Consider the following 18,033-nt stretch of genomic DNA (forward strand, 5'->3'; position numbering starts at 1 on the left):
TAAGGCCTGCGGATCAGCCCAGCCACACGGCGATCGACAGCATCGCCAGCAGCAGCATCCACAGCACCACCGCGCGCCACACCAGCCCCACGGCCGACTGCAGCGTACGCACGGTGGGCTCCTGCCCCACTTCCATCGGATAGGCACCGTCCTCATCGGCGATGCTCTCGGCCGAATCGCGTTGCGCGATCGGCGTACCCAGGCGCACGCCCAGCGCACCTCCGCCGGCCGCCAGCAGAATGCCATTGACCTCGTCGCTCCACTTGGCGGCGCGGTTGCGCCAGGCGTACACCGCATCCTCAAAATCGCCGACGATGGCGAAGCCGATGGCCGTCAGACGCGCGGGGATGTAATCGATGATAAAGAACGCCTGGCGCGCGAACAGGCCCAGCGTCGGGCTGCGCTCCATCGACGGCTCGCTCCAGTGGCGGGCCAGATATTCAGCACCGCGGTAGAGCACCACACCTGCCGGCCCAATCGGCACGAGGAACCAGAAGAACACGCCAAACACGTGGCGATGCGCCGCAACGATGGCGCTCTCCAGGGTATGGCGAACGATCTCGTTCACAGGCATGTCGGTCGTATCCAAGCCTGACCATTCATTGAGAAGCAGTCGCGCAGTGACAACGTCATCGCCACGCAGTGCCTCATGAATATCCGTGAAATAGTGGCTGAACTGGCGGAAACCGAGGGTCAGGTAGACCATCACCACATTCCACAGGAAGGCCAGCCCGATGCTGATCGACGACAGCAGGTAGTGCACCAGCGCCACGACCACCACAGCGGGCAGCGTCACCACACACCACGCGAACACGGCATCGCGGCGCTGCCCGGTGTCGAACCATTCTTCCGCCCGTGCAGCCAGGGCACGCACGACGTCGTAGATCGGGTTGTCCCGGCTGAGCGCACGGAACTGCTCGAGGATCAGCGCGCAGAGTACGGAGAAAAAAGTCATTGGAGAAGCGTTGCGAAGGCGTGCATCACGCCATGAATACGATGTGCAAGACGATAGCACACGGCGTGCGCGCAACAGCGCACAGTGACGCGTACGCTACGCCGCCAGCAAGTGATACAGGTTGCGCAGCATGCCCGCTGTCGCACCCCAGATGAAGTGGTAGCCGCCGTCAGCCTTGCGATATGGCATCGCGTAAAAACGACGCACGCGATCATCCCAGCGCAACTCACGCACTTCGTGATTGGCCGGGTCCATCAGGAACGCGAGCGGTACCTCGAACACCTCGGCCACTTCGCTTGGGTCCGGATGCAGCGTGAAGTCGGGCGTCAGCAGCCCGACAATGGGGCTCACATGAAAGCCCGTGCCAGTGATGTAGTCCGGCAACTCGCCAATCACATCGATGTGCTCGGCGCCGATGCCCACCTCTTCCATCGTTTCGCGCAGCGCGGTCTCGACGGGATCACGATCGATGGCCTCGCGACCGCCGCCCGGAAAGCTGATCTGCCCGGCATGCTGGCTCAGCGAAGCATTGCGCTGCGTCAGCAGCACCGTCAAACCACCCTCGCGCTGCACCAGCGGCACCAACACGGCCGCCTCACGCAATTTGAGGGAGACGTCAATCAGGCGGGACTCATCCGTGTGCTCGGGCTCCCAGGCCGGCTGCGCGCGCAACCGTTCGCGCACGAAATCGGCAGACAACTGCGCTGCCCCGAGCGCCGGCAGCGATGCCGAGGGAGGCATCACCGGCAACTGCTCGGGATCGAACACGGGACGGCGCATGGTGGGGCGTGTGTTGGTAGGCAGAAGACTCACGTGGGGACAATCTTCCGCCCCAAAAGAGAAAAAAGGCACCCGAAGGTGCCTTTTCGCAACGCGCGCAGATTACTCCGCAGCGGCTTCCTTGCGCTTGAAGGTCAGCTTCTCCTTGATGCGTGCCGACTTGCCCGAGCGTTGGCGCAGGTAGTACAGCTTCGCACGGCGCACATCACCGCGACGCTTCACTTCGATGCTGGCCAGCAGCGGCGAGTACAGCTGGAACGTACGCTCCACGCCTTCGCCCGAAGAGATCTTGCGAACGATGAACGACGAATTCAGGCCACGATTGCGCTTGGCAATCACGACACCTTCATACGCCTGCACACGCTTGCGGTTGCCTTCAACGACGTTCACGTTGACGATCACGGTGTCGCCAGGGGCGAACGGGGGGATCGTCTTGTTGGCCGTCAGGCGCTTGATTTCTTCCTGCTCGATTTGCTCGATGAGATTCATCTTTTTCTCCTTGACCATCATGCCGGCGTTTTGCCTGGTCAATTGACCGTGGCCCCGGTAGAGGATGGGAACATCACTTGGTCGAGGCTCCCGGTGTGGAAGCTTCCGACCCCTTTGCCGTCGTCGCCGCGGCAGCGAGGAACACCTCATCGCTGCGGGACAACAAACCTTGCTTGCGCGCCGCCTCGATCAGATCGGGGCGCTTGCGCATCGTATTCAACAGCGCCTGCTGGCGGCGCCACTTCTCAATCTCGGCATGGTGGCCGCCCAGCAGCACATCGGGCACACGCACGCCTTCGTACTCTTCCGGCCGCGTGTAATGCGCGCAGTCCAGCAAGCCGTTGACGAAGCTGTCTTGCACCGCCGACTGCGCATCGCCCAGCACGCCGGGCAACTGCCGCACCACCGCGTCGATGATGGCCATTGCAGCGAGCTCACCACCGGAGAGGACGAAATCGCCAAGGCTGATTTCTTCATCCACGCGACGGTCGACCAAACGCTGATCAATCGCCTCGTAGCGCCCGCACAGCAGCGTGAGCGCCGGCAACTGCGCCAGCTCCATTACTCGCTTGTGTGTAAGCGGTTTGCCCTGCGGCGAGAGCAGCACCACATGCGATGCTGCGGGCACCTGCGCCTCGCGAATCGCATCCAGCGCCGCTTCCAGCGGTTTGGCCAACATCACCATGCCGGGGCCACCGCCGTAAGGCCGGTCGTCCACGGTACGGTAGTTATCCGTCGTGAAGTCGCGTGGGTTCCAGGTGCGCAACGTGTACACCTGCTGCTTGGCTGCGCGGCTGGTGATACCCCAGTCCGTCAGCGCCCGGAACATGTCCGGAAACAGCGAGACGACGTCGAACTGCATCGCCGAATTCTCCGGCCGCATGTTCAGTAATCCAGACCCCAGTCGACGACGATGCGCTGACCAGCCACATCCACCGACTTCACGTAAACCTCGACAAACGGCACGAGCCGCTCGACGTCGCCTTCGCCCACAATGCGCAAAATCTGGTGCGCACCATTGTCGATCAGCCCCGTCACCGTACCGAGCGTTTCCTGCTGTTCGTTGACGACGGTGGCGCCGATCAGATCGACCCAATAGAACTCGTCGTCATCCGGCGCAGGAAAGTCGGCCCGGCTGACCCACACGGCACAGCCGCGCAGCGCCTCAGCGACATTGCGATCCGGCACGGCAGGCGAGCCTGCCACCACCGTACCGCTATGCTCGCGCGACGATCCAACGGGGAACACCCGCCAGTCCGCCGATGCCGCCAACGCACCTGCTGCCGGCTTGAGCCACCAGGCACGAGCGTTAAGCAACGCATCGGCTTCGCCGTGCGGCTGAACCTTGACCCAGCCGCGAATTCCATAGGCACCGCCCACATAGCCGACCTCGACGAGATCGTCAGGCAGCGCTGGGTTGGTGCCAGCACCCGGGCACATGGCTTGCAAACGCTCAGCCACCTTTTGCGAGGTCGCCTGCGTTGCAACGGCCACGGGGCCCTTACGTGTCCGAGACGGCGTCGATGCAGCGCGCGTCACAGCAGAATGTGCTCGGACGGCACCGTCGATCGACGCATGCTAAAACTTAGGCAGCAGCCTTGGCAGCGCCTTGCTTCACCAGACGGGCAACCGTCGGCGACAGCTGAGCGCCAACACCTTGCCAGTAGGCCAGGCGGTCTTGCACCAGGCGCAGACCTTCTTCGCCATCCTTGGCGAGCGGGTTGTAGAAACCGACGCGCTCGATGAAACGGCCATCACGGCGGTTACGCGAGTCGGTCGCAACGATGTTGAAGAACGGGCGCTTCTTGGAGCCACCGCGGGCCAGACGGATCACGACCATGGATCTATTCCTTGAAAAACTGAGTATGCGTACAGAGAAACACTTGAGTATAGCGCAATTTTCCAGACCAAACAAACACTTAGGCTGGGCGCGACTAAACGATGGGCAGCCTGCGTGGCGCAGGCGGTACATACGGACCGCCACTGTGCTTGCAACTTGGCTTGGCGCGGCATTGCCGGCGATGGCCACGTTGCCAATCGAAACGCTGCACGTGCCTCCGGGCTTCCAGATTGAAGTGTTGACCGATGAGATGCCCTCGGCACGTGAGATGGTGATCTCCCCCGCTGGCACGCTATATGTGGGCAGCCGCGCGGGCAAAGTCTACGCGATGTCGCTGCAGAAACCTGGCGCGCCAGTGCATGTGGTGGCTTCCGGCCTGCAACTGCCGGTGGGGGTGGCCTGGCGTGACAGCAGCCTGTATGTGTCGGCCGTGTCGCGCATCGTACGGCTCGATGGCATCGACAAGCGTCTCGACAACCCGCCGGAGCCCGTAGTCGTCAACGACAAGCTGCCCACAGAGACGCATCACGGCTGGAAATTCATCGCCTTCGGCCCCGATGGCAAGCTGTACGTGCCAGTGGGCGCACCCTGCAACATCTGCCGCCCGGATGAAAACCGTTACGCCAACCTGATGCGCATGAACGCTGATGGCAGTGATCTGGAACTGGTCGCGCGAGGCATCCGCAACACGGTCGGCTTTGACTGGCATCCGAAGACGCACGAGCTGTGGTTCACCGACAACGGCCGCGACATGATGGGCGACGACGTACCCGACGACGAACTCAACCGCATCACCTCGCCCAACCCGCATTTCGGCTATCCGTTCTGCCATGCCGGCGACGTTCCTGATCCGGAGTTCGGCGCGGGCCACCCTTGTAGCAACTACGTACCGCCGGTCGCCAAGCTGGGCGCGCACGTGGCAGCGCTCGGTATGCGCTTCTACACCGGCAGCAGCTTCCCGGCCGAGTATCGCAACAACATCTTCATTGCGGAGCATGGCTCGTGGAACCGTTCGTCCAAGGTCGGCTATCGCGTAATGCGCGTGGTGCTTGATGAAGCAGGCAAGGTCATCCGGCAAGAGCCATTCGTGCAAGGCTGGCTGCAAGGCCAGAGCGTATGGGGCCGCCCGGCCGACGTGCTCGCCGCGCCAGACGGCAGCCTGCTCGTGGCGGACGATTACGCTGGCGCCGTGTACCGCATCCGCTACATCGGGAAATGATGCAAGCGTCGCCTACCGCCTGGGCAACGCGTGCGGGAAACATCTCGTTACATAGGAAACCTTTGGACAGTGGATGCGACCTGAGTGAAGCCTTACATTGACAGGCATGAACACGTACTGCTGCTCTCTTGCTCAAGCTGAAACAAAGGCGGTACGTGGCGCTTTCGAACCCTCGTCAGACAGGAGATAGCCATGCCGATCCGTGCATTGCTTCGCCCCTTGGCGACAGGTGTTCTGATTGTCGCCTCTGCGGGCGCCCTGGCAGCCAACGCATCGGCGCGTCAGGCCGCCGTTGCCTTCACAGAAACCGCTATGCCAACATGGCCGCAACCCGCCAATGCTGCGGCGCAAGCGCGCCCGCTGGTAGCGCAGGTGTTCTTTGTCGACGCGCGAGCTGATCAAGCCCGCATCCGCGCGCAGATGGAGCGCATGGAAGCACGCGCGCGCGCCGACGACCGTCTCAACGGCCGCGTACAACCCCGCGAAGGCGGCGGCCGCAGTGACTGGCAGCAGCAACAGGAACGCGAACGCATGCACCAGGAACGCGGCAATGGCGATCGGGGCGGCGACTGGCGTGGCTCACGCCGGGGCTGACCGCCGCGCAAGCCCCCCTCATTTCACATCGCGGAACTTGCCCGGAGCATCTCAGTCGTATTGAATGGTAGACGGCACACGTTTGGCGTGTCCCTTCCATCACACCAATCACAACGACAACAGGTGCTTCAATGCTGTCCCAACTCCACCGCCATGTGCGGCTTCTGCTGGGTCTGATATGGACCTCGGCCTTCATGCTGATGCTTGCCCACTTGCTCTACGGCGAAGTCAGCCTGCGCCAACAAGCGCCTCAACTGCTGCAAGACCTGACGGCTTCGATGAACGTGCCGTCGCTGCGTCTGGTTCCGATTTAGTGCCCCTGCCCTTCCCGCCACAGCCCCATCGCAACGCTGTGCGCGTCCGGCCGAACTGAAGGCCACCTCCCCCGATTGCTGATGCGTCCCTGAGACGCGCCCCGGTGCCGCCCCTAGGCTGCGTCGCGGTTCATGTTGGGCGTAGAATCGCGGCGCTGTGTTGTCTTGCCGTGTGTTCTCCGCCTGCCATGCCTACGACCGCTCTTCAGAAAAAATCCAAGCTGCTGACCGTGCTGCTCGCCTTCCTGTTCGGGAGCGTGGGCGCGCATCGTTTCTATCTCAAGGGCGGACGCGACTTCTGGGCGTGGTCGCAAGTCTTTGCCATGGTGCTCGGCGCGGTTGGCGTGGCACTCCTGCTGTCGACCCAGCGCGCCAGCGTGCCGGGCTGGGTCTGCGCGATCATCGGGGGCGCTTCATTGCTGGCAGGGTTCCTGTCGGCGCTGGTGTATGGCCTGCGCCCAGACGACAAATGGGATGCACAGTTCAATGCCGACGGCACGCCCACGCAATCCGGCTGGCCCGTCGTGATGCTGACCATCCTTACGCTGATGATTGGTACGGGCCTGCTGATGGCCGGCCTCGCCATCACGTTCCAGACCTACTTCGAAACGCAAGTGCAGGCAGCGAAAGAGTTGTCGCAGTAATCAGAACAAACTGCCCTGACGCTCATCAACCGGTTTTCTTGGTTTGATTGCGCGTGCGGGCGGTTTGAACTGCGACGTGTCCAGCACCAGCTCGTTGTAGCGATGGTAGCTATAACCGAGCTTGTCGGCGGCCTTGTAGAAGCGCTGCCGCAGCAGATCTGCCCAGATGCCGGTGCCGCGCATGCGCGTGCTGAAATCCGCCTTGTAGTCCTGCCCGCCATGTAGGTCACGGATGCGGTTCATTACACGTTGCGCGCGGTCGGGAAAATGCGCCATCAGCCAATCCTGGAACACCGCGTTCAGTTCATTCGGCAGGCGCAGCACGATGTAGCTCGCGTACGTGGCGCCCGCCTCGCGTGAGGCTTCCAGAATCTGCTCCATATGGTCGTCGGTGATGAACGGGATCATCGGCGCGACGCTCACCCCTACCGGAATGCCTGCTTCAGCCAACGTGCGGATCGTGCGCAGGCGGCGCGATGGTGTGGCTGCGCGCGGCTCGAGCTTGCGCGCAAGCTCCGAATCCAACGTCGTGATCGTCACCGCGGCAACGACGAGGTTCTTCGCCGCCATCGGCGCGAGCAGATCGATATCGCGTTCGATCAACGTCGATTTGGTGATCAGCCCGACTGGGTGATCGCAATCGTGCAGCACCTGCAGCACGTCGCGCGTGATGCGCAACTCGCGCTCGATCGGTTGATACGCGTCGGTGTTCACGCCCAGCGCAATCGCCTCGCAACGGTAGCCGGGCTTGGCCAATGTCTCACGCAGCACCTCGGCAGCGTTGGTTTTGGCGAACAGCTTGGTCTCGAAATCGAGGCCCGGCGATAGCTCAAGGTACGCGTGCGTAGGCCGCGCGAAGCAATACACGCAACCGTGTTCGCAGCCGCGATACGGATTGAGCGACACGCTGAACGGAATATCCGGCGATTGGTTGTGGCTCAGGATCGAGCGCGCACGCTCAATGGAGACAGAGGTCTCGATGCGCGGCGGCGTGTCTTCCGGATCGAGCTGCCCGACAAGCGGCTGCCAGCCGTCGTCGACGCGCGTGCGTTCGTCGCGTTCGAAGCGGCCTTGCAGATTGGAAGTGGCGCCGCGCCCCTTGCGGGGGATGCGGCGATCGGACATATCGGGCACAGCGGAATGGGAATCGGATGCGGGGCCCGTCGATCCTATCGCATCCGCCTCCGTTCCGCTGGCGTGGCGTCGACTACGCTTCCGGGTCGAGTTTCACTTCCCAGAGCGACTTGCCGTCGAGGTCGTGCAGCGATACGTGCATCGTGCGCGTGGCTGGATCGATCTTCGCGCGGCCGTAGTACTGCTGCAACGCGGCCGGCGACTGGTTCTGCGGATTGTCCTTGGGGATACTGACGTAGCGCAGGTCCGGCCCGAAGGTCTGATCGACCTCGTTCGGGCCGAACGTGCCGGCGTTGATCGGCCCACCGACGAATTCCCAGAACGGCTTGAACTCCGTGAACTTGGCGCGCGACGGGTGGTAGTACGTGGCCTGCGCGTAGTGCACATCGGCCGTCACCCACACCACGTTCTGGATGTTCTCCTGCTTGATGAAGCGCAGGATCTCGGCCAGCTCCAGCTCGCGGCCGGACGGTACGCCGTCATCGGCATTGGCCCACGCTTCATAGGTGCCTTTGGGCACGTCCGGGTTCAGGTCGGGCACCACCAGCGAGATCGGCATGTCGCTCGCAATCACCTTCCACGTCGCCTTCGATTGCTTGAGCGATTGCTTGAGCCACGCCGTCTGCTTCGGGCCGAGGAAAGCGGAATCGGCATCCAGCGTGGTCTGCCGGTTTGGTGAATTGCGACCGCGGTAGCTGCGCTCATCCAGCATGAACACGTCGAGCAGCGGACCGTACTGGAATGCGCGGTAGATCTGCTCCGGGTCGACCGGGTTGAAGCGGAACGGGTTGTATTCGAACATCGCCTGCTTCGCGCGGGCGGCCAGCACGGATGCGCTGCGTTCTTGATAGCGCTTTTCCTCTGGGCCGATCTGCTGGCCGGGGTACCAGTTGTTGCGCACCTCGTGATCGTCCCACTGCACTAGGAACGGCACCTCGGCTGCAAATGCGCGCTTGTTCTTGTCAAGCTGGTTGTAGGCGAAAGCGCCGCGGTAGTCGTCGAGCGTTTGCGCGACGTGCGACTTCGCTTCGGTGACAAGGTTGGTCCACAGCGAGCCATCGGGCAGCTTCACCTCGGCTTCGATCGGACCGTCGGCGTAGATCTGGTCGCCGGAGTGGATGAAGAAGTCGGGCGATTCGCGCCGCATGGCTTCGTACAGGCGATAGCCGCCGAAGCGCTCGTTGATGCCCCAACCCTGGCCCGCTTCGTCGCCGGAGAACACGAAACAGATCGGGCGGTTGGCATGCACGGGCGCAGTATGAAAGCGGCCGACGACGGGTTCGCTGTACGCTTTCTCGTGCACGAGATCCTGGAAGCGGACGCGGTAGAACAGGTTGGCTCCAGCAGGCAAGCCGGTGAGATCGACACGCGCGGTCAGTCCGCTGGTTTCGATGGCGGTCGGGCCAACGCGGCGGACGACCTTCTTGAAGGCGGCATCGGTCGAATATTCGACGATCATGCGGGCCGGGCGATCCGTGCGGCTCCAGACGATGGCGCTGTTGGCGGTGGTGTCGCCGCTCATTACGCCGCCGGGCACTTGCGGGCGCAGGCGTTCAGAAGTGACTGCGGCGGGCGCAACGCTCTGGGCCAGCACGTCACCGATGCGCGAGCCGAGCAGCGCAGTGCCGCTGGCGGAGACAAGACCCTTGATGAGTGTGCGGCGGTTCGGCTTGAAGATCAGCTGGTCGGACATGGCGGCTCCGCAGGTTGGCGTTGAGTGGTGAGGGTGCCGCCCAGCGTAAGTCGCTTCCGTGACAACGCTACGTCACCCGCCCTCTTCCGTCACGTCGATGGCGAGCGTCTCCTTGATCTCTTCCATCACGATGTAGCTCTTGGACTGCACCGCGCCCGGAAGCTGCAAAAGGATGTCGCCCAGCAGGCGGCGGTATTCGCTCATCTCGCGGATGCGCGCCTTGATGAGGTAATCGAAATCGCCCGAGACAAGGTGACACTCCAGCACCTCCGGAATGCGCAGCACCTCGCGCCGGAACTGCTCGAACATGTTGCCGGCTTTGCTGCCCAGGCTGATCTCCACAAACACCAGCAGCGAAGCACCCAGCATGGCCGGGTTCAGGCGTGCGTAATAGCCGAGGATGAAGCCCTCGCGCTCCAGGCGTTTGACGCGCTCGATGCACGGCGTGATGGTCAGGCCGACGGCATCCGACAGGTCTTTCATGGAGAGCCGACCGTCCTTCTGCAGCAGATCGAGGATGCGGCGGTCGAGCTTGTCGAGGGCCCGGACGGGCTTGCGCTGGGTTCGCATGAACGAAAACGCTCCAAATTCGAAGTTGTTCCTGTTTCCTGAAAATATACAGAAACAATTGCTGGTTATGTGCGAATACGATAGCGACATCTATCGCAAATGCATCCCCGGGGAGTATCACCATGCGCGTGCTCGTTCTTGGTAGCGGCGTGATCGGCGTGACGAGCGCCTATTACCTGGCCCGCGCCGGCCATGAAGTCACCGTCGTCGACCGTGAAGCCGGTCCGGCGCTGGAGACGAGCTTTGCCAATGCCGGACAGATCTCGCCGGGCTACGCATCGCCGTGGGCTGCACCGGGCGTACCGCTCAAGGCCATCAAGTGGATGTTCCAGAAGCACGCGCCGCTCTCCATCCGCCCCGACGGCACCCTCTTCCAGCTCAAGTGGATGTGGCAGATGCTGCGCAACTGTGATGCCGCCAGCTACGCGCAGAACAAGGAGCGCATGGTCCGCCTGGCTGAGTACAGCCGCGACTGCATCCGCGACCTGCGCGCCGACACCGGCATCGCCTACGAAGGCCGCCAGCAAGGCACGCTGCAAATCTTCCGCACCCAGCAACAGCTCGACGGCGCCGCGAACGACATCGCCGTGCTCGAGCGCGCTGGCGTGCCCTACGAACTGCTTTCGCGCGAAGACCTCGTGCGCAGTGAACCGGGCCTGGCCGCCACCCGCCACAAGCTGGCTGGCGGCCTGCGCCTACCCAATGACGAAACGGGCGATTGCCAGCTCTTCACCACGCGCTTGGCCGACATGGCTGAGAAGCTGGGCGTGCGCTTCCGTTTCAACAGCACCATCAACAGCCTGATCTTCAAGAACGACGCCGTGCGCGGCGCGCTGGTCGACGGGCAGCCGATGGAAGCCGACCTCGTGGTCGTGGCGCTGGGCAGCTACAGCTCGCCGTTCCTGAAGAATCTGGTGAACGTGCCGGTCTATCCGCTCAAGGGTTTCTCGATCACCGTGCCGATGACGGACGCAGCCAAGAGCCCCGTCTCCACCATCCTGGACGAAACCTACAAGGTAGCGGTGACGCGCTTTGACGACCGCATCCGCGTGGGCGGCATGGCGCAGATCGTCGGCTACGACAAGCGCCTGGACCCGGGCAAGCGCAACACGCTGGAGTTCGTGGTGAACGATCTGTTCCCGGGCGCCGGCGATGTGTCGCGTGCGTCGTTCTGGACCGGCCTGCGCCCGATGACGCCGGATGGCACGCCGATCGTCGGCCAGACGCCAGTGCGCGGCCTGTGGCTCAACACCGGCCACGGTACGCTGGGTTGGACCATGGCCTGCGGCTCGGGCAAGCTGCTGTCAGATCTGGTGTCGGGCCGCTCGCCGGCGATTCGCGCGGATGACCTGTCGGTGTATCGCTATCTGGGCGGTGCGCCGATGCCTGCGACCAAGCCCGCATTGGCCTGATCGGCTACGCCATCGCCATGAGAAAGGGAGGCCGAAGCCTCCCTTTCTTTTTGCCTGCTCAAACCCACAGCCGGTAAGCCCAGAAGGCCTCGTCCTCGACAAAGCGCTCGACAAACTCACTTGGGGAAAAGCCCGTGATGCGCTTGGCCGTGCGACTGAAATGCGCCTGGTCGGCAAACCCTTCATCCTGGGCCAGTGCGGCCCAATCGAACGGCGCACCGGCTGCGTGCCGATCCATCGCGGCAAAATAGACGCCTTCGGTTTTCACCAGGGCTTGCCACTCGCGCAAAGACCGTCCGCTAAAGGTCTTGATGCGTCGCTCCACTTGGCGTGGACTCTGTGTGCGCCGCCACTCATGCGCCTGCCATGCCAGACGCTGGACCCAATGCCGGCCTGCTCTGCGCAGCGACGACACCATCGTGTCCTGTCCCTGTAGCGTGTGCCAGCGCGCAGCAAGATGCTGCTCCAATACAGCCAGCACAGCCGCATCGTCATGGGTATCGAGCAACGCATCCAGCAACGGATGCCACACGGCGCCCAGTACGGTATAGGCGTCGACAAAGCGGTCCGCTGCCACAGCCATGTCGACGCCGAACAAGGTCTGCGCGACATCCGCCGTCAAGCAGATCATGCCGCCACGCCCAGTGGTCGGTGCCCACGTCACTGTAGGCAGGGATTGACTGCCTGACAGCACCGCCGCCATACCAAACGGCCGCCATTGCGGCCCGCCATCGGTACGCTCGACAAGTCCTGCATCCATGCCCTGAAACCACGACAGCGACACCATGGGCGACGCAGGAAAATGAGACAGGCGCTGCGCATCGGTCAACGCAAATCCCCGCGTGTCACGGCACAGAATGGCCACGATGGCGCCCTGCAAAGCAGGCGGCGCAAGATGCAGCCGCGTACCCGGTACGCGGCCATCGTGCACAACACGTGGCGCTCGCGCGAGGGGATCCGGGCACTCGAATTGAGAGGACATGGCGGCGCAGTATAGGCAGGTGCCGGACAGGTGTCGATGTCGTTTGCGTTCAAGACAGGTCACGCCGCCAGGCGAACAATGCCAGACATGCCCAGATACACCTGGAGACCCAGATGAACCCGACCACTTCCGGCCAATGCCCTTTCCACACAAAGGACGCATCGCCCACACCCGCCGCCCATCCGCCCGGCATTTGGCCGCCAGGCCCATCCACCGCGCTGACTGGCTGGAGCCTGCTCGCCCGCATGTCGCGCGACTTGCTGGGGACGCTCGCGACGTGGCAACGCGAGTTCGGCGATGTTGTGCATCTGCGCTTCTGGCCTGAACACGAAATCGTCGTCTCAGACCCGTCACTCGCGCGCGAACTGCTGGTGACGCATCACGACGCGCTGGTCCGCTGGGAGCGCGGCATGCACGTGTTTGCACAGCTGCACGGCCACAGCGTGCTGATTGCCGAGGGCGAAGCCTGGCGTGGCAAGCGACACACCATGCAGCCGAACTTCTCCCCCAAGGCTGTCCAAGCTTTCGTGCCCACGATCAGCGCCGCCACCGAGAAAGCACTCGCACAGTGGCCAAAGCACGATGTGCGCTGGCCGATCGAGAGCGCGATCACCTCGCTCGCCATGGACGTCATTACACGGATGATGTTTTCAAGCGAGATTGGCGAGGAGGCTCGCATCGCAGAGCAAGCCATCCGCGTCGTCAGTGCCGCCGCCAATGCAGAGTTCTACTGGCCCGCAAGCTCACCGGACTGGGTGCCCTGGAAGCGCGCAAAACGGCGTGCCCTGGCTGCACTGCATGGCCTGATCGACCATCACCTCCAAGCGCGATTGGCCCGGCCGCAAGACGCCTGGCCCGACGATCTGCTGACCCGCCTGCTACGGCTGCATCGGGATGCCCCCACCGCATGGCCCCTGCACGCTGTACGCGACGAATGCATGACCGCGTTCCTGGCAGGGCACGAAACCACCGCAGCCACGCTGATCTGGTGGGCCTGGTGCATGGCGTCGAACCCGGCTGCGCAGGCCCTTGCGCGCAGGGAGGTCCAGCAAACACTGCAGGGCCACGCACCGAGCCCGGACACGCTGGCCTCGCTGCCCTACCTCACACAGACGATCAAGGAGACGCTGCGCCTCTACCCGGCTGCCCCGGTGCTCCTGAGCCGGCGAAGCACTCGGCCCATCACCTTGGGCACGTGGCAACTGCCTGCGCGCACCATGTTCCTGATTCCTGTGCAAGTGATGCACCACGACCCGCGCTGGTTCCCCGAACCGCTGGCGTTCCGCCCGGAACGCTTTGCGCTCGATGCCCTGGCACTGCCACGCGCACGCGGTGCTTACCTACCCTTTGGCACCGGCCCGCGCGTCTGCCTTGGGCAGCATCTGGCCATGTCCGAGATGACGGTGATCGCCGCGATGCTGCTGCAGCGTTTCACGTTGTCCCCACCAGACAACATGCAAGCCCCGCGCCCCGTGATGCATGTCACGCTTCGGCCAGATCAACCGCTGCATCTGGCGATCGCGCCGGCTTGATCATCAGCGTGCCAACGAAAAAGGGAGGCCGAAGCCTCCCTTTTCTTCACACCCGTTGATGCCGCTTAGAACTGCACTTCCGGTACGGCGCCGATCGTCTCGCCACCCGTCAGCACGCTCTGCGCAATGCCAGGCGCTTGCGTGAGCAGCACGTCGGCAAACACGCGCGCCGTGGAGATCTTCGCGCCGTAGAAGTTCGGGTCTTCGCTCTCGCGGTCGATGGCCACCAACAGCGCACGCGCCATCTGCCAGCCCGACAGCACGATGCCGCACAGGCGCAGATACGGCACGCTGCCCGCGAACACGGCGTTCGGCTGGGCCTTGGTCTGCGCGACCACGAAACGCACCACCGATTCCATCGCCTCGCGGCCCGCCGCCAGACGCGTACGCATCGCTTCGCAATGCGCGCCACCCTTCGCGGCCAGCGCTGCTTCCACCTTGGCAATTTCGGCGCAGATGCCCAGTGCCACCGCGCCACCATCACGTACCGTCTTGCGGCCGATCAGGTCGTTGGCCTGAATAGCCGTCGTGCCTTCGTAGATCGGCAGGATGCGCGCGTCACGGTAGTACTGCGCGGCGCCCGTCTCTTCGATGAAACCCATGCCGCCGTGCACCTGCACGCCCAGACTCGTCACGTCGATCGACATCTCGGTGCTCCAGCCCTTCACGATCGGCACGAGGAATTCGTACAGCGCTTCATTCTGCTTGCGTGCAGCGTCATCGGCAGCGTGATGGCCTGCATCGCATGCGGCAGCGGCCACGTAGGCCAGCGCGCGGGCGCCTTCGGTCATGGCGCGCATCGTCAGCAGCATGCGCTTCACGTCCGGGTGATGAATGATCGGCACCGCCTTGGCCGCCGAGCCATCCACCGGGCGGCTCTGCACACGCTCGCGCGCATACGCCACGGCCTTCTGATACGCGCGCTCCGACACGCCGATGCCCTGCATGCCCACCGCATAGCGCGCCGCGTTCATCATGATGAACATGTACTCCAGGCCGCGGTTTTCTTCGCCGACGAGCGTGCCGATGGCACCACCGTTGTCACCGAATTGCAGCACCGCCGTCGGGCTCGCCTTGATGCCGAGCTTGTGTTCGATCGACACGCAATGCGCATCGTTGCGCGCACCCAGCGAACCATCTGCATTGACGAGGAACTTCGGCACCACGAACAGCGAAATCCCCTTCACGCCCTCCGGCGCACCCGGCGTACGCGCCAGCACAAGGTGGACGATGTTCTCGGCCATATCGTGCTCGCCCCACGTGATAAAGATCTTCGTGCCGAAGATCTTGAACGTGCCGTCGCCCACTGGCTCGGCGCGCGTGCGCACCAGTGCCAGGTCGGAGCCGGCCTGGGGCTCGGTCAGGTTCATCGTGCCGGTCCACTCACCCGAAATGAGCTTGGGCACGAACAGCTGCTTCTGCTCTTCGGTGCCAGCCGTGAGCAAGGCCTCGATAGCACCGTCGGTCAGCAACGGGCACAGCGCGAACGACAGGTTTGCAGCGTTCAGCATCTCGATGCAGGCCGTGGCGATCAGCTTGGGCAGGCCCTGGCCGCCGTATTCCAGCGGGTGCTGCACGCCCTGCCAGCCACCCTGTCCAAACTGCGCAAAGGCCTCCTTGAAACCAGGCGTCGCCGTGACGACACCGTCCTTCCAACTGCTCGGGTTGCGGTCGCCCTCCACATTGAGCGGCGCGACCACTTCACCGGTAAAGCGCGCGCTTTCTTCCAGCACGGCCTGCGCGGTATCGGCAGTAGCGTCTTCAAAGCCGGGCAGCTGGGCGACGTTGTCCAGGCCGGCCAGTTCGTTCATCACGAACAGCATGTCCTTGACGGGGGCTTGATAGGTCATGTCTCTCTCCAATCTTCGTTAAGCGCGATCAGGACAGTTCGTCACCAAGATGCGTAACGCACTCTCCTGATGGCGCTCGGGTATAAAAAAGCCGTTTCCAAACGGGTCGGAAACGGCTTTGCGTCGGGCATTGCAGCGCGCGTCAACGAGGCGCGCTGCGCGGTGCTATCAGCCCAGTGCGGTCACCAGCTCCGGCACCACGGTGTTCAGGTCTCCCACGAGGCCATAGTCGGCCACTTGGAAGATCGGCGCTTCCGGATCCTTGTTGATCGCGACGATCACCTTGGAATCCTTCATGCCGGCCAAGTGCTGGATCGCGCCCGAGATACCGACGGCGATGTACAGCTGCGGCGCGACGATCTTGCCGGTCTGGCCGACCTGGTAGTCGTTCGGCACGAAGCCGGCGTCAACCGCGGCGCGCGAGGCACCCAGTGCAGCGCCGAGCTTGTCAGCCAGCGGCGTCAGCACCTTGGTGTAGTTCTCGCCGGAGCCCACGCCACGGCCACCGGACACGATGATCTTGGCAGCGGTCAGTTCCGGGCGGTCGCTCTTCGTCACTTCGCGCGAGACGAATTGCGAGATGCCGGCGTCGGCCACGGCGGTCAGGTTTTCGGTAGCAGCAGAGCCGCCAGTCGCGGCAGCCGGGTCGAATGCCGTGCCACGCACGGTGATCACCTTCACCTTGTCGGCCGATTGCACGGTGGCGATCGCGTTGCCGGCGTAGATCGGGCGCTCGAAGGTGTCGGGGCTGTCGACCTTGGTGATGTCGGACAGTTGGGCCACGTCCAGCTTGGCGGCCACGCGCGGCAGGATGTTCTTGCCGTAGGCGGTGGCGGGCGCCAGGATGTGGCTGTAGTTGCCGGCAACGGCCAGGGCCTGCTCGGCGACGTTTTCGGCCAGGCCATCGGCAAACTGGGGCGCATCGGCCACCAGCACCTTGGTCACGCCGGCGATCTGCGCAGCGGCCTGGGCGGCTGCGCCGCAGCCAGCGCCGGCCACCAGCACGTGGACGTCACCGCCGCATTGAGCGGCTGCCGCCACGGTGTTCAGCGTCGCGGCCTTGATGGATTGGTTGTCGTGTTCAGCAATAACGAGTGCGGTCATCTTGATCTGCCTATTCGGTGTGCTTGAAGTGCGTGCAGTCTGAGACCGCTTACAGCACCTTCGCTTCGGTCTTGAGCTTGGCGACCAGCGTGGCCACATCGGGCACCATCACGCCAGCGCTGCGCTTGGCGGGCTCAACCACCTTCAGCGTCTTCAGGCGCGGTGCAACGTCCACGCCCAGGTCTTCCGGCTTGACCGTGTCGAGTTGCTTCTTCTTCGCCTTCATGATGTTCGGCAGCGTCACGTAGCGCGGCTCGTTCAGGCGCAGGTCGGTGGTGACCACGGCCGGCAGCTTGACCGACAGGGTTTCCAGACCGCCGTCCACTTCACGCGTCACCGAAGCCTTGCCGTCGGCAACCTGCACCTTCGAGGCGAACGTGGCTTGCGGCAGGCCAGCCAGCGCAGCCAGCATCTGGCCGGTCTGGTTGGCGTCGTCGTCAATCGCCTGCTTGCCGAGGATGATCAGCTGCGGCTGTTCCTTGTCGACCAGCGCCTTGAGCAGCTTGGCGACGGCCAGCGGCTGCAGCTCTTCATTCGTCTCGACCAGGATGCCACGGTCGGCGCCGATGGCCATGGCGGTGCGCAGGGTTTCCTGGCACTGCGTCACGCCGCACGAGACGGCGACCACTTCGGTAGCGACACCCGCTTCCTTCAGACGAACCGCCTCTTCCACGGCGATCTCGTCGAACGGGTTCATGCTCATCTTGACGTTGGCCAGATCGACACCGCTGCCGTCCGCCTTCACGCGAGCCTTCACGTTGTAATCGATCACGCGCTTGACTGCGACCAGGACTTTCATGCGCTCACTCCACTATTTGATAAGACGATTTTGCAAAACGCCGGCCATTATAAGGGGGGCCGGTCGGCCGCGTAAAATTTCCGAACGGTCGTGCTATTTTAACCGCGAAAAATTGCCGGACA

At 63.6% G+C, this 18,033-nt stretch carries 19 protein-coding genes; 6 read left to right on the plus strand and 13 right to left on the minus strand.

Translation table 11 applies throughout. The features are described 5' to 3' along the window. Nucleotides 1-13: 13 nt before the first annotated feature. The 6 genes from V6657_RS11405 to rpsP form a co-directional block, all read right to left on the minus strand. Nucleotides 14-955 (minus strand): CobD/CbiB family protein, encoded by a 942-nt coding sequence (locus V6657_RS11405; RefSeq protein ID WP_048931688.1) that lies wholly within the window; start codon nucleotides 953-955, stop codon nucleotides 14-16. A gap of 96 nt (nucleotides 956-1,051) precedes the next feature. Further along, nucleotides 1,052-1,735: a CoA pyrophosphatase gene (locus tag V6657_RS11410; protein WP_048931687.1), complete on the minus strand. Its 684-nt coding sequence runs from the start codon at nucleotides 1,733-1,735 to the stop codon at nucleotides 1,052-1,054. A gap of 102 nt (nucleotides 1,736-1,837) precedes the next feature. Further along, nucleotides 1,838-2,224 carry a 50S ribosomal protein L19 gene (gene rplS, locus V6657_RS11415; protein ID WP_048931797.1) on the minus strand — a complete coding sequence of 129 codons (387 nt, stop codon included), beginning with the start codon at nucleotides 2,222-2,224 and terminating at the stop codon, nucleotides 1,838-1,840. Nucleotides 2,225-2,297: 73 nt separating this feature from the next. After that, a complete protein-coding gene (gene trmD / locus V6657_RS11420; protein WP_048931796.1) occupies nucleotides 2,298-3,086 on the minus strand; it encodes a tRNA (guanosine(37)-N1)-methyltransferase TrmD in 789 nt (262 codons plus the stop codon). A gap of 23 nt (nucleotides 3,087-3,109) precedes the next feature. After that, the gene (gene rimM, locus V6657_RS11425; protein WP_048931795.1) at nucleotides 3,110-3,664 is read right to left on the minus strand and encodes a ribosome maturation factor RimM; all 555 of its coding nucleotides are present in this window, start codon (nucleotides 3,662-3,664) and stop codon (nucleotides 3,110-3,112) included. A 145-nt stretch (nucleotides 3,665-3,809) separates the two neighbouring features. Further along, the gene (gene rpsP, locus V6657_RS11430; protein WP_021195488.1) at nucleotides 3,810-4,064 is read right to left on the minus strand and encodes a 30S ribosomal protein S16; all 255 of its coding nucleotides are present in this window, start codon (nucleotides 4,062-4,064) and stop codon (nucleotides 3,810-3,812) included. 145 nt (nucleotides 4,065-4,209) lie between these two features. On the opposite strand from rpsP, the gene V6657_RS11435 reads away from it, so the two are divergent. From V6657_RS11435 to V6657_RS11450, 4 genes are all read left to right on the plus strand, one after another. Beyond that, the gene (locus tag V6657_RS11435; protein WP_048931686.1) at nucleotides 4,210-5,283 is read left to right on the plus strand and encodes a sorbosone dehydrogenase family protein; all 1,074 of its coding nucleotides are present in this window, start codon (nucleotides 4,210-4,212) and stop codon (nucleotides 5,281-5,283) included. Between the two features lie 192 nt (nucleotides 5,284-5,475). Next, a complete protein-coding gene (locus V6657_RS11440; protein WP_048931685.1) occupies nucleotides 5,476-5,877 on the plus strand; it encodes a hypothetical protein in 402 nt (133 codons plus the stop codon). 131 nt (nucleotides 5,878-6,008) lie between these two features. Further along, nucleotides 6,009-6,191, plus strand: a complete 183-nt coding sequence (locus V6657_RS11445) for a hypothetical protein (RefSeq protein WP_021195491.1) — start codon at nucleotides 6,009-6,011, stop codon at nucleotides 6,189-6,191. A gap of 188 nt (nucleotides 6,192-6,379) precedes the next feature. Further along, complete coding sequence (locus V6657_RS11450; protein ID WP_048931684.1) at nucleotides 6,380-6,835, plus strand: TM2 domain-containing protein; 456 nt, start codon at nucleotides 6,380-6,382, stop codon at nucleotides 6,833-6,835. Here V6657_RS11450 and V6657_RS11455 read toward each other — a convergent pair whose 3' ends face one another. From V6657_RS11455 to V6657_RS11465, 3 genes are all read right to left on the minus strand, one after another. Beyond that, entirely contained in the window at nucleotides 6,836-7,960 is a 1,125-nt protein-coding gene (locus tag V6657_RS11455; protein ID WP_048931683.1) for a PA0069 family radical SAM protein, read from the minus strand. 82 nt (nucleotides 7,961-8,042) lie between these two features. Next, a complete protein-coding gene (locus V6657_RS11460) occupies nucleotides 8,043-9,662 on the minus strand; it encodes an alkaline phosphatase D family protein (protein ID WP_048931682.1) in 1,620 nt (539 codons plus the stop codon). Nucleotides 9,663-9,734: 72 nt separating this feature from the next. After that, nucleotides 9,735-10,232: an Lrp/AsnC ligand binding domain-containing protein gene (locus tag V6657_RS11465; RefSeq protein ID WP_048931681.1), complete on the minus strand. Its 498-nt coding sequence runs from the start codon at nucleotides 10,230-10,232 to the stop codon at nucleotides 9,735-9,737. Nucleotides 10,233-10,354: 122 nt separating this feature from the next. On the opposite strand from V6657_RS11465, the gene V6657_RS11470 reads away from it, so the two are divergent. After that, entirely contained in the window at nucleotides 10,355-11,644 is a 1,290-nt protein-coding gene (locus V6657_RS11470; RefSeq protein WP_048931680.1) for a D-amino acid dehydrogenase, read from the plus strand. A gap of 58 nt (nucleotides 11,645-11,702) precedes the next feature. Here the strand turns inward: V6657_RS11470 and V6657_RS11475 are convergent, their stop codons facing one another. Continuing rightward, nucleotides 11,703-12,626, minus strand: coding sequence for a helix-turn-helix domain-containing protein (locus V6657_RS11475; protein ID WP_048931679.1), 924 nt, complete (start codon nucleotides 12,624-12,626; stop codon nucleotides 11,703-11,705). Between the two features lie 245 nt (nucleotides 12,627-12,871). Here V6657_RS11475 and V6657_RS11480 point away from each other — a divergent pair, with 245 nt between their 5' ends. Beyond that, nucleotides 12,872-14,158, plus strand: a complete 1,287-nt coding sequence (locus V6657_RS11480) for a cytochrome P450 (protein ID WP_248694722.1) — start codon at nucleotides 12,872-12,874, stop codon at nucleotides 14,156-14,158. A gap of 65 nt (nucleotides 14,159-14,223) precedes the next feature. Here the strand turns inward: V6657_RS11480 and V6657_RS11485 are convergent, their stop codons facing one another. From V6657_RS11485 to V6657_RS11495, 3 genes are all read right to left on the minus strand, one after another. Next, entirely contained in the window at nucleotides 14,224-16,008 is a 1,785-nt protein-coding gene (locus V6657_RS11485; protein WP_048931677.1) for an acyl-CoA dehydrogenase, read from the minus strand. Between the two features lie 168 nt (nucleotides 16,009-16,176). Then, a complete protein-coding gene (locus V6657_RS11490; protein ID WP_048931676.1) occupies nucleotides 16,177-17,112 on the minus strand; it encodes an FAD-binding protein in 936 nt (311 codons plus the stop codon). 49 nt (nucleotides 17,113-17,161) lie between these two features. Then, nucleotides 17,162-17,911: an electron transfer flavoprotein subunit beta/FixA family protein gene (locus V6657_RS11495; protein ID WP_048931675.1), complete on the minus strand. Its 750-nt coding sequence runs from the start codon at nucleotides 17,909-17,911 to the stop codon at nucleotides 17,162-17,164. Between the last annotated feature and the right edge of the window lie 122 nt (nucleotides 17,912-18,033).

It is taken from the genome of Ralstonia sp. RRA (assembly GCF_037023145.1).
GTDB lineage: Bacteria > Pseudomonadota > Gammaproteobacteria > Burkholderiales > Burkholderiaceae > Ralstonia.

What these genes read in the sequence shown, in the direction of transcription:
- rpsP (WP_021195488.1), bottom strand. Translation starts at nt 4,064, where the DNA reads ATGGTCGTGATCCGTCTGGCCCGCGGTGGCTCCAAGAAGCGCCCGTTC.
- V6657_RS11445 (WP_021195491.1), top strand. Translation starts at nt 6,009, where the DNA reads ATGCTGTCCCAACTCCACCGCCATGTGCGGCTTCTGCTGGGTCTGATA.
- V6657_RS11490 (WP_048931676.1), bottom strand. Translation starts at nt 17,112, where the DNA reads ATGACCGCACTCGTTATTGCTGAACACGACAACCAATCCATCAAGGCC.
- rimM (WP_048931795.1), bottom strand. Translation starts at nt 3,664, where the DNA reads ATGTGCCCGGGTGCTGGCACCAACCCAGCGCTGCCTGACGATCTCGTC.
- V6657_RS11485 (WP_048931677.1), bottom strand. Translation starts at nt 16,008, where the DNA reads ATGACCTATCAAGCCCCCGTCAAGGACATGCTGTTCGTGATGAACGAA.
- V6657_RS11460 (WP_048931682.1), bottom strand. Translation starts at nt 9,662, where the DNA reads ATGTCCGACCAGCTGATCTTCAAGCCGAACCGCCGCACACTCATCAAG.
- V6657_RS11450 (WP_048931684.1), top strand. Translation starts at nt 6,380, where the DNA reads ATGCCTACGACCGCTCTTCAGAAAAAATCCAAGCTGCTGACCGTGCTG.
- V6657_RS11405 (WP_048931688.1), bottom strand. Translation starts at nt 955, where the DNA reads ATGACTTTTTTCTCCGTACTCTGCGCGCTGATCCTCGAGCAGTTCCGT.
- rplS (WP_048931797.1), bottom strand. Translation starts at nt 2,224, where the DNA reads ATGAATCTCATCGAGCAAATCGAGCAGGAAGAAATCAAGCGCCTGACG.
- V6657_RS11475 (WP_048931679.1), bottom strand. Translation starts at nt 12,626, where the DNA reads ATGTCCTCTCAATTCGAGTGCCCGGATCCCCTCGCGCGAGCGCCACGT.
- V6657_RS11440 (WP_048931685.1), top strand. Translation starts at nt 5,476, where the DNA reads ATGCCGATCCGTGCATTGCTTCGCCCCTTGGCGACAGGTGTTCTGATT.
- V6657_RS11470 (WP_048931680.1), top strand. Translation starts at nt 10,355, where the DNA reads ATGCGCGTGCTCGTTCTTGGTAGCGGCGTGATCGGCGTGACGAGCGCC.
- V6657_RS11455 (WP_048931683.1), bottom strand. Translation starts at nt 7,960, where the DNA reads ATGTCCGATCGCCGCATCCCCCGCAAGGGGCGCGGCGCCACTTCCAAT.
- trmD (WP_048931796.1), bottom strand. Translation starts at nt 3,086, where the DNA reads ATGCAGTTCGACGTCGTCTCGCTGTTTCCGGACATGTTCCGGGCGCTG.
- V6657_RS11480 (WP_248694722.1), top strand. Translation starts at nt 12,872, where the DNA reads ATGTCGCGCGACTTGCTGGGGACGCTCGCGACGTGGCAACGCGAGTTC.
- V6657_RS11495 (WP_048931675.1), bottom strand. Translation starts at nt 17,911, where the DNA reads ATGAAAGTCCTGGTCGCAGTCAAGCGCGTGATCGATTACAACGTGAAG.
- V6657_RS11465 (WP_048931681.1), bottom strand. Translation starts at nt 10,232, where the DNA reads ATGCGAACCCAGCGCAAGCCCGTCCGGGCCCTCGACAAGCTCGACCGC.
- V6657_RS11410 (WP_048931687.1), bottom strand. Translation starts at nt 1,735, where the DNA reads ATGCGCCGTCCCGTGTTCGATCCCGAGCAGTTGCCGGTGATGCCTCCC.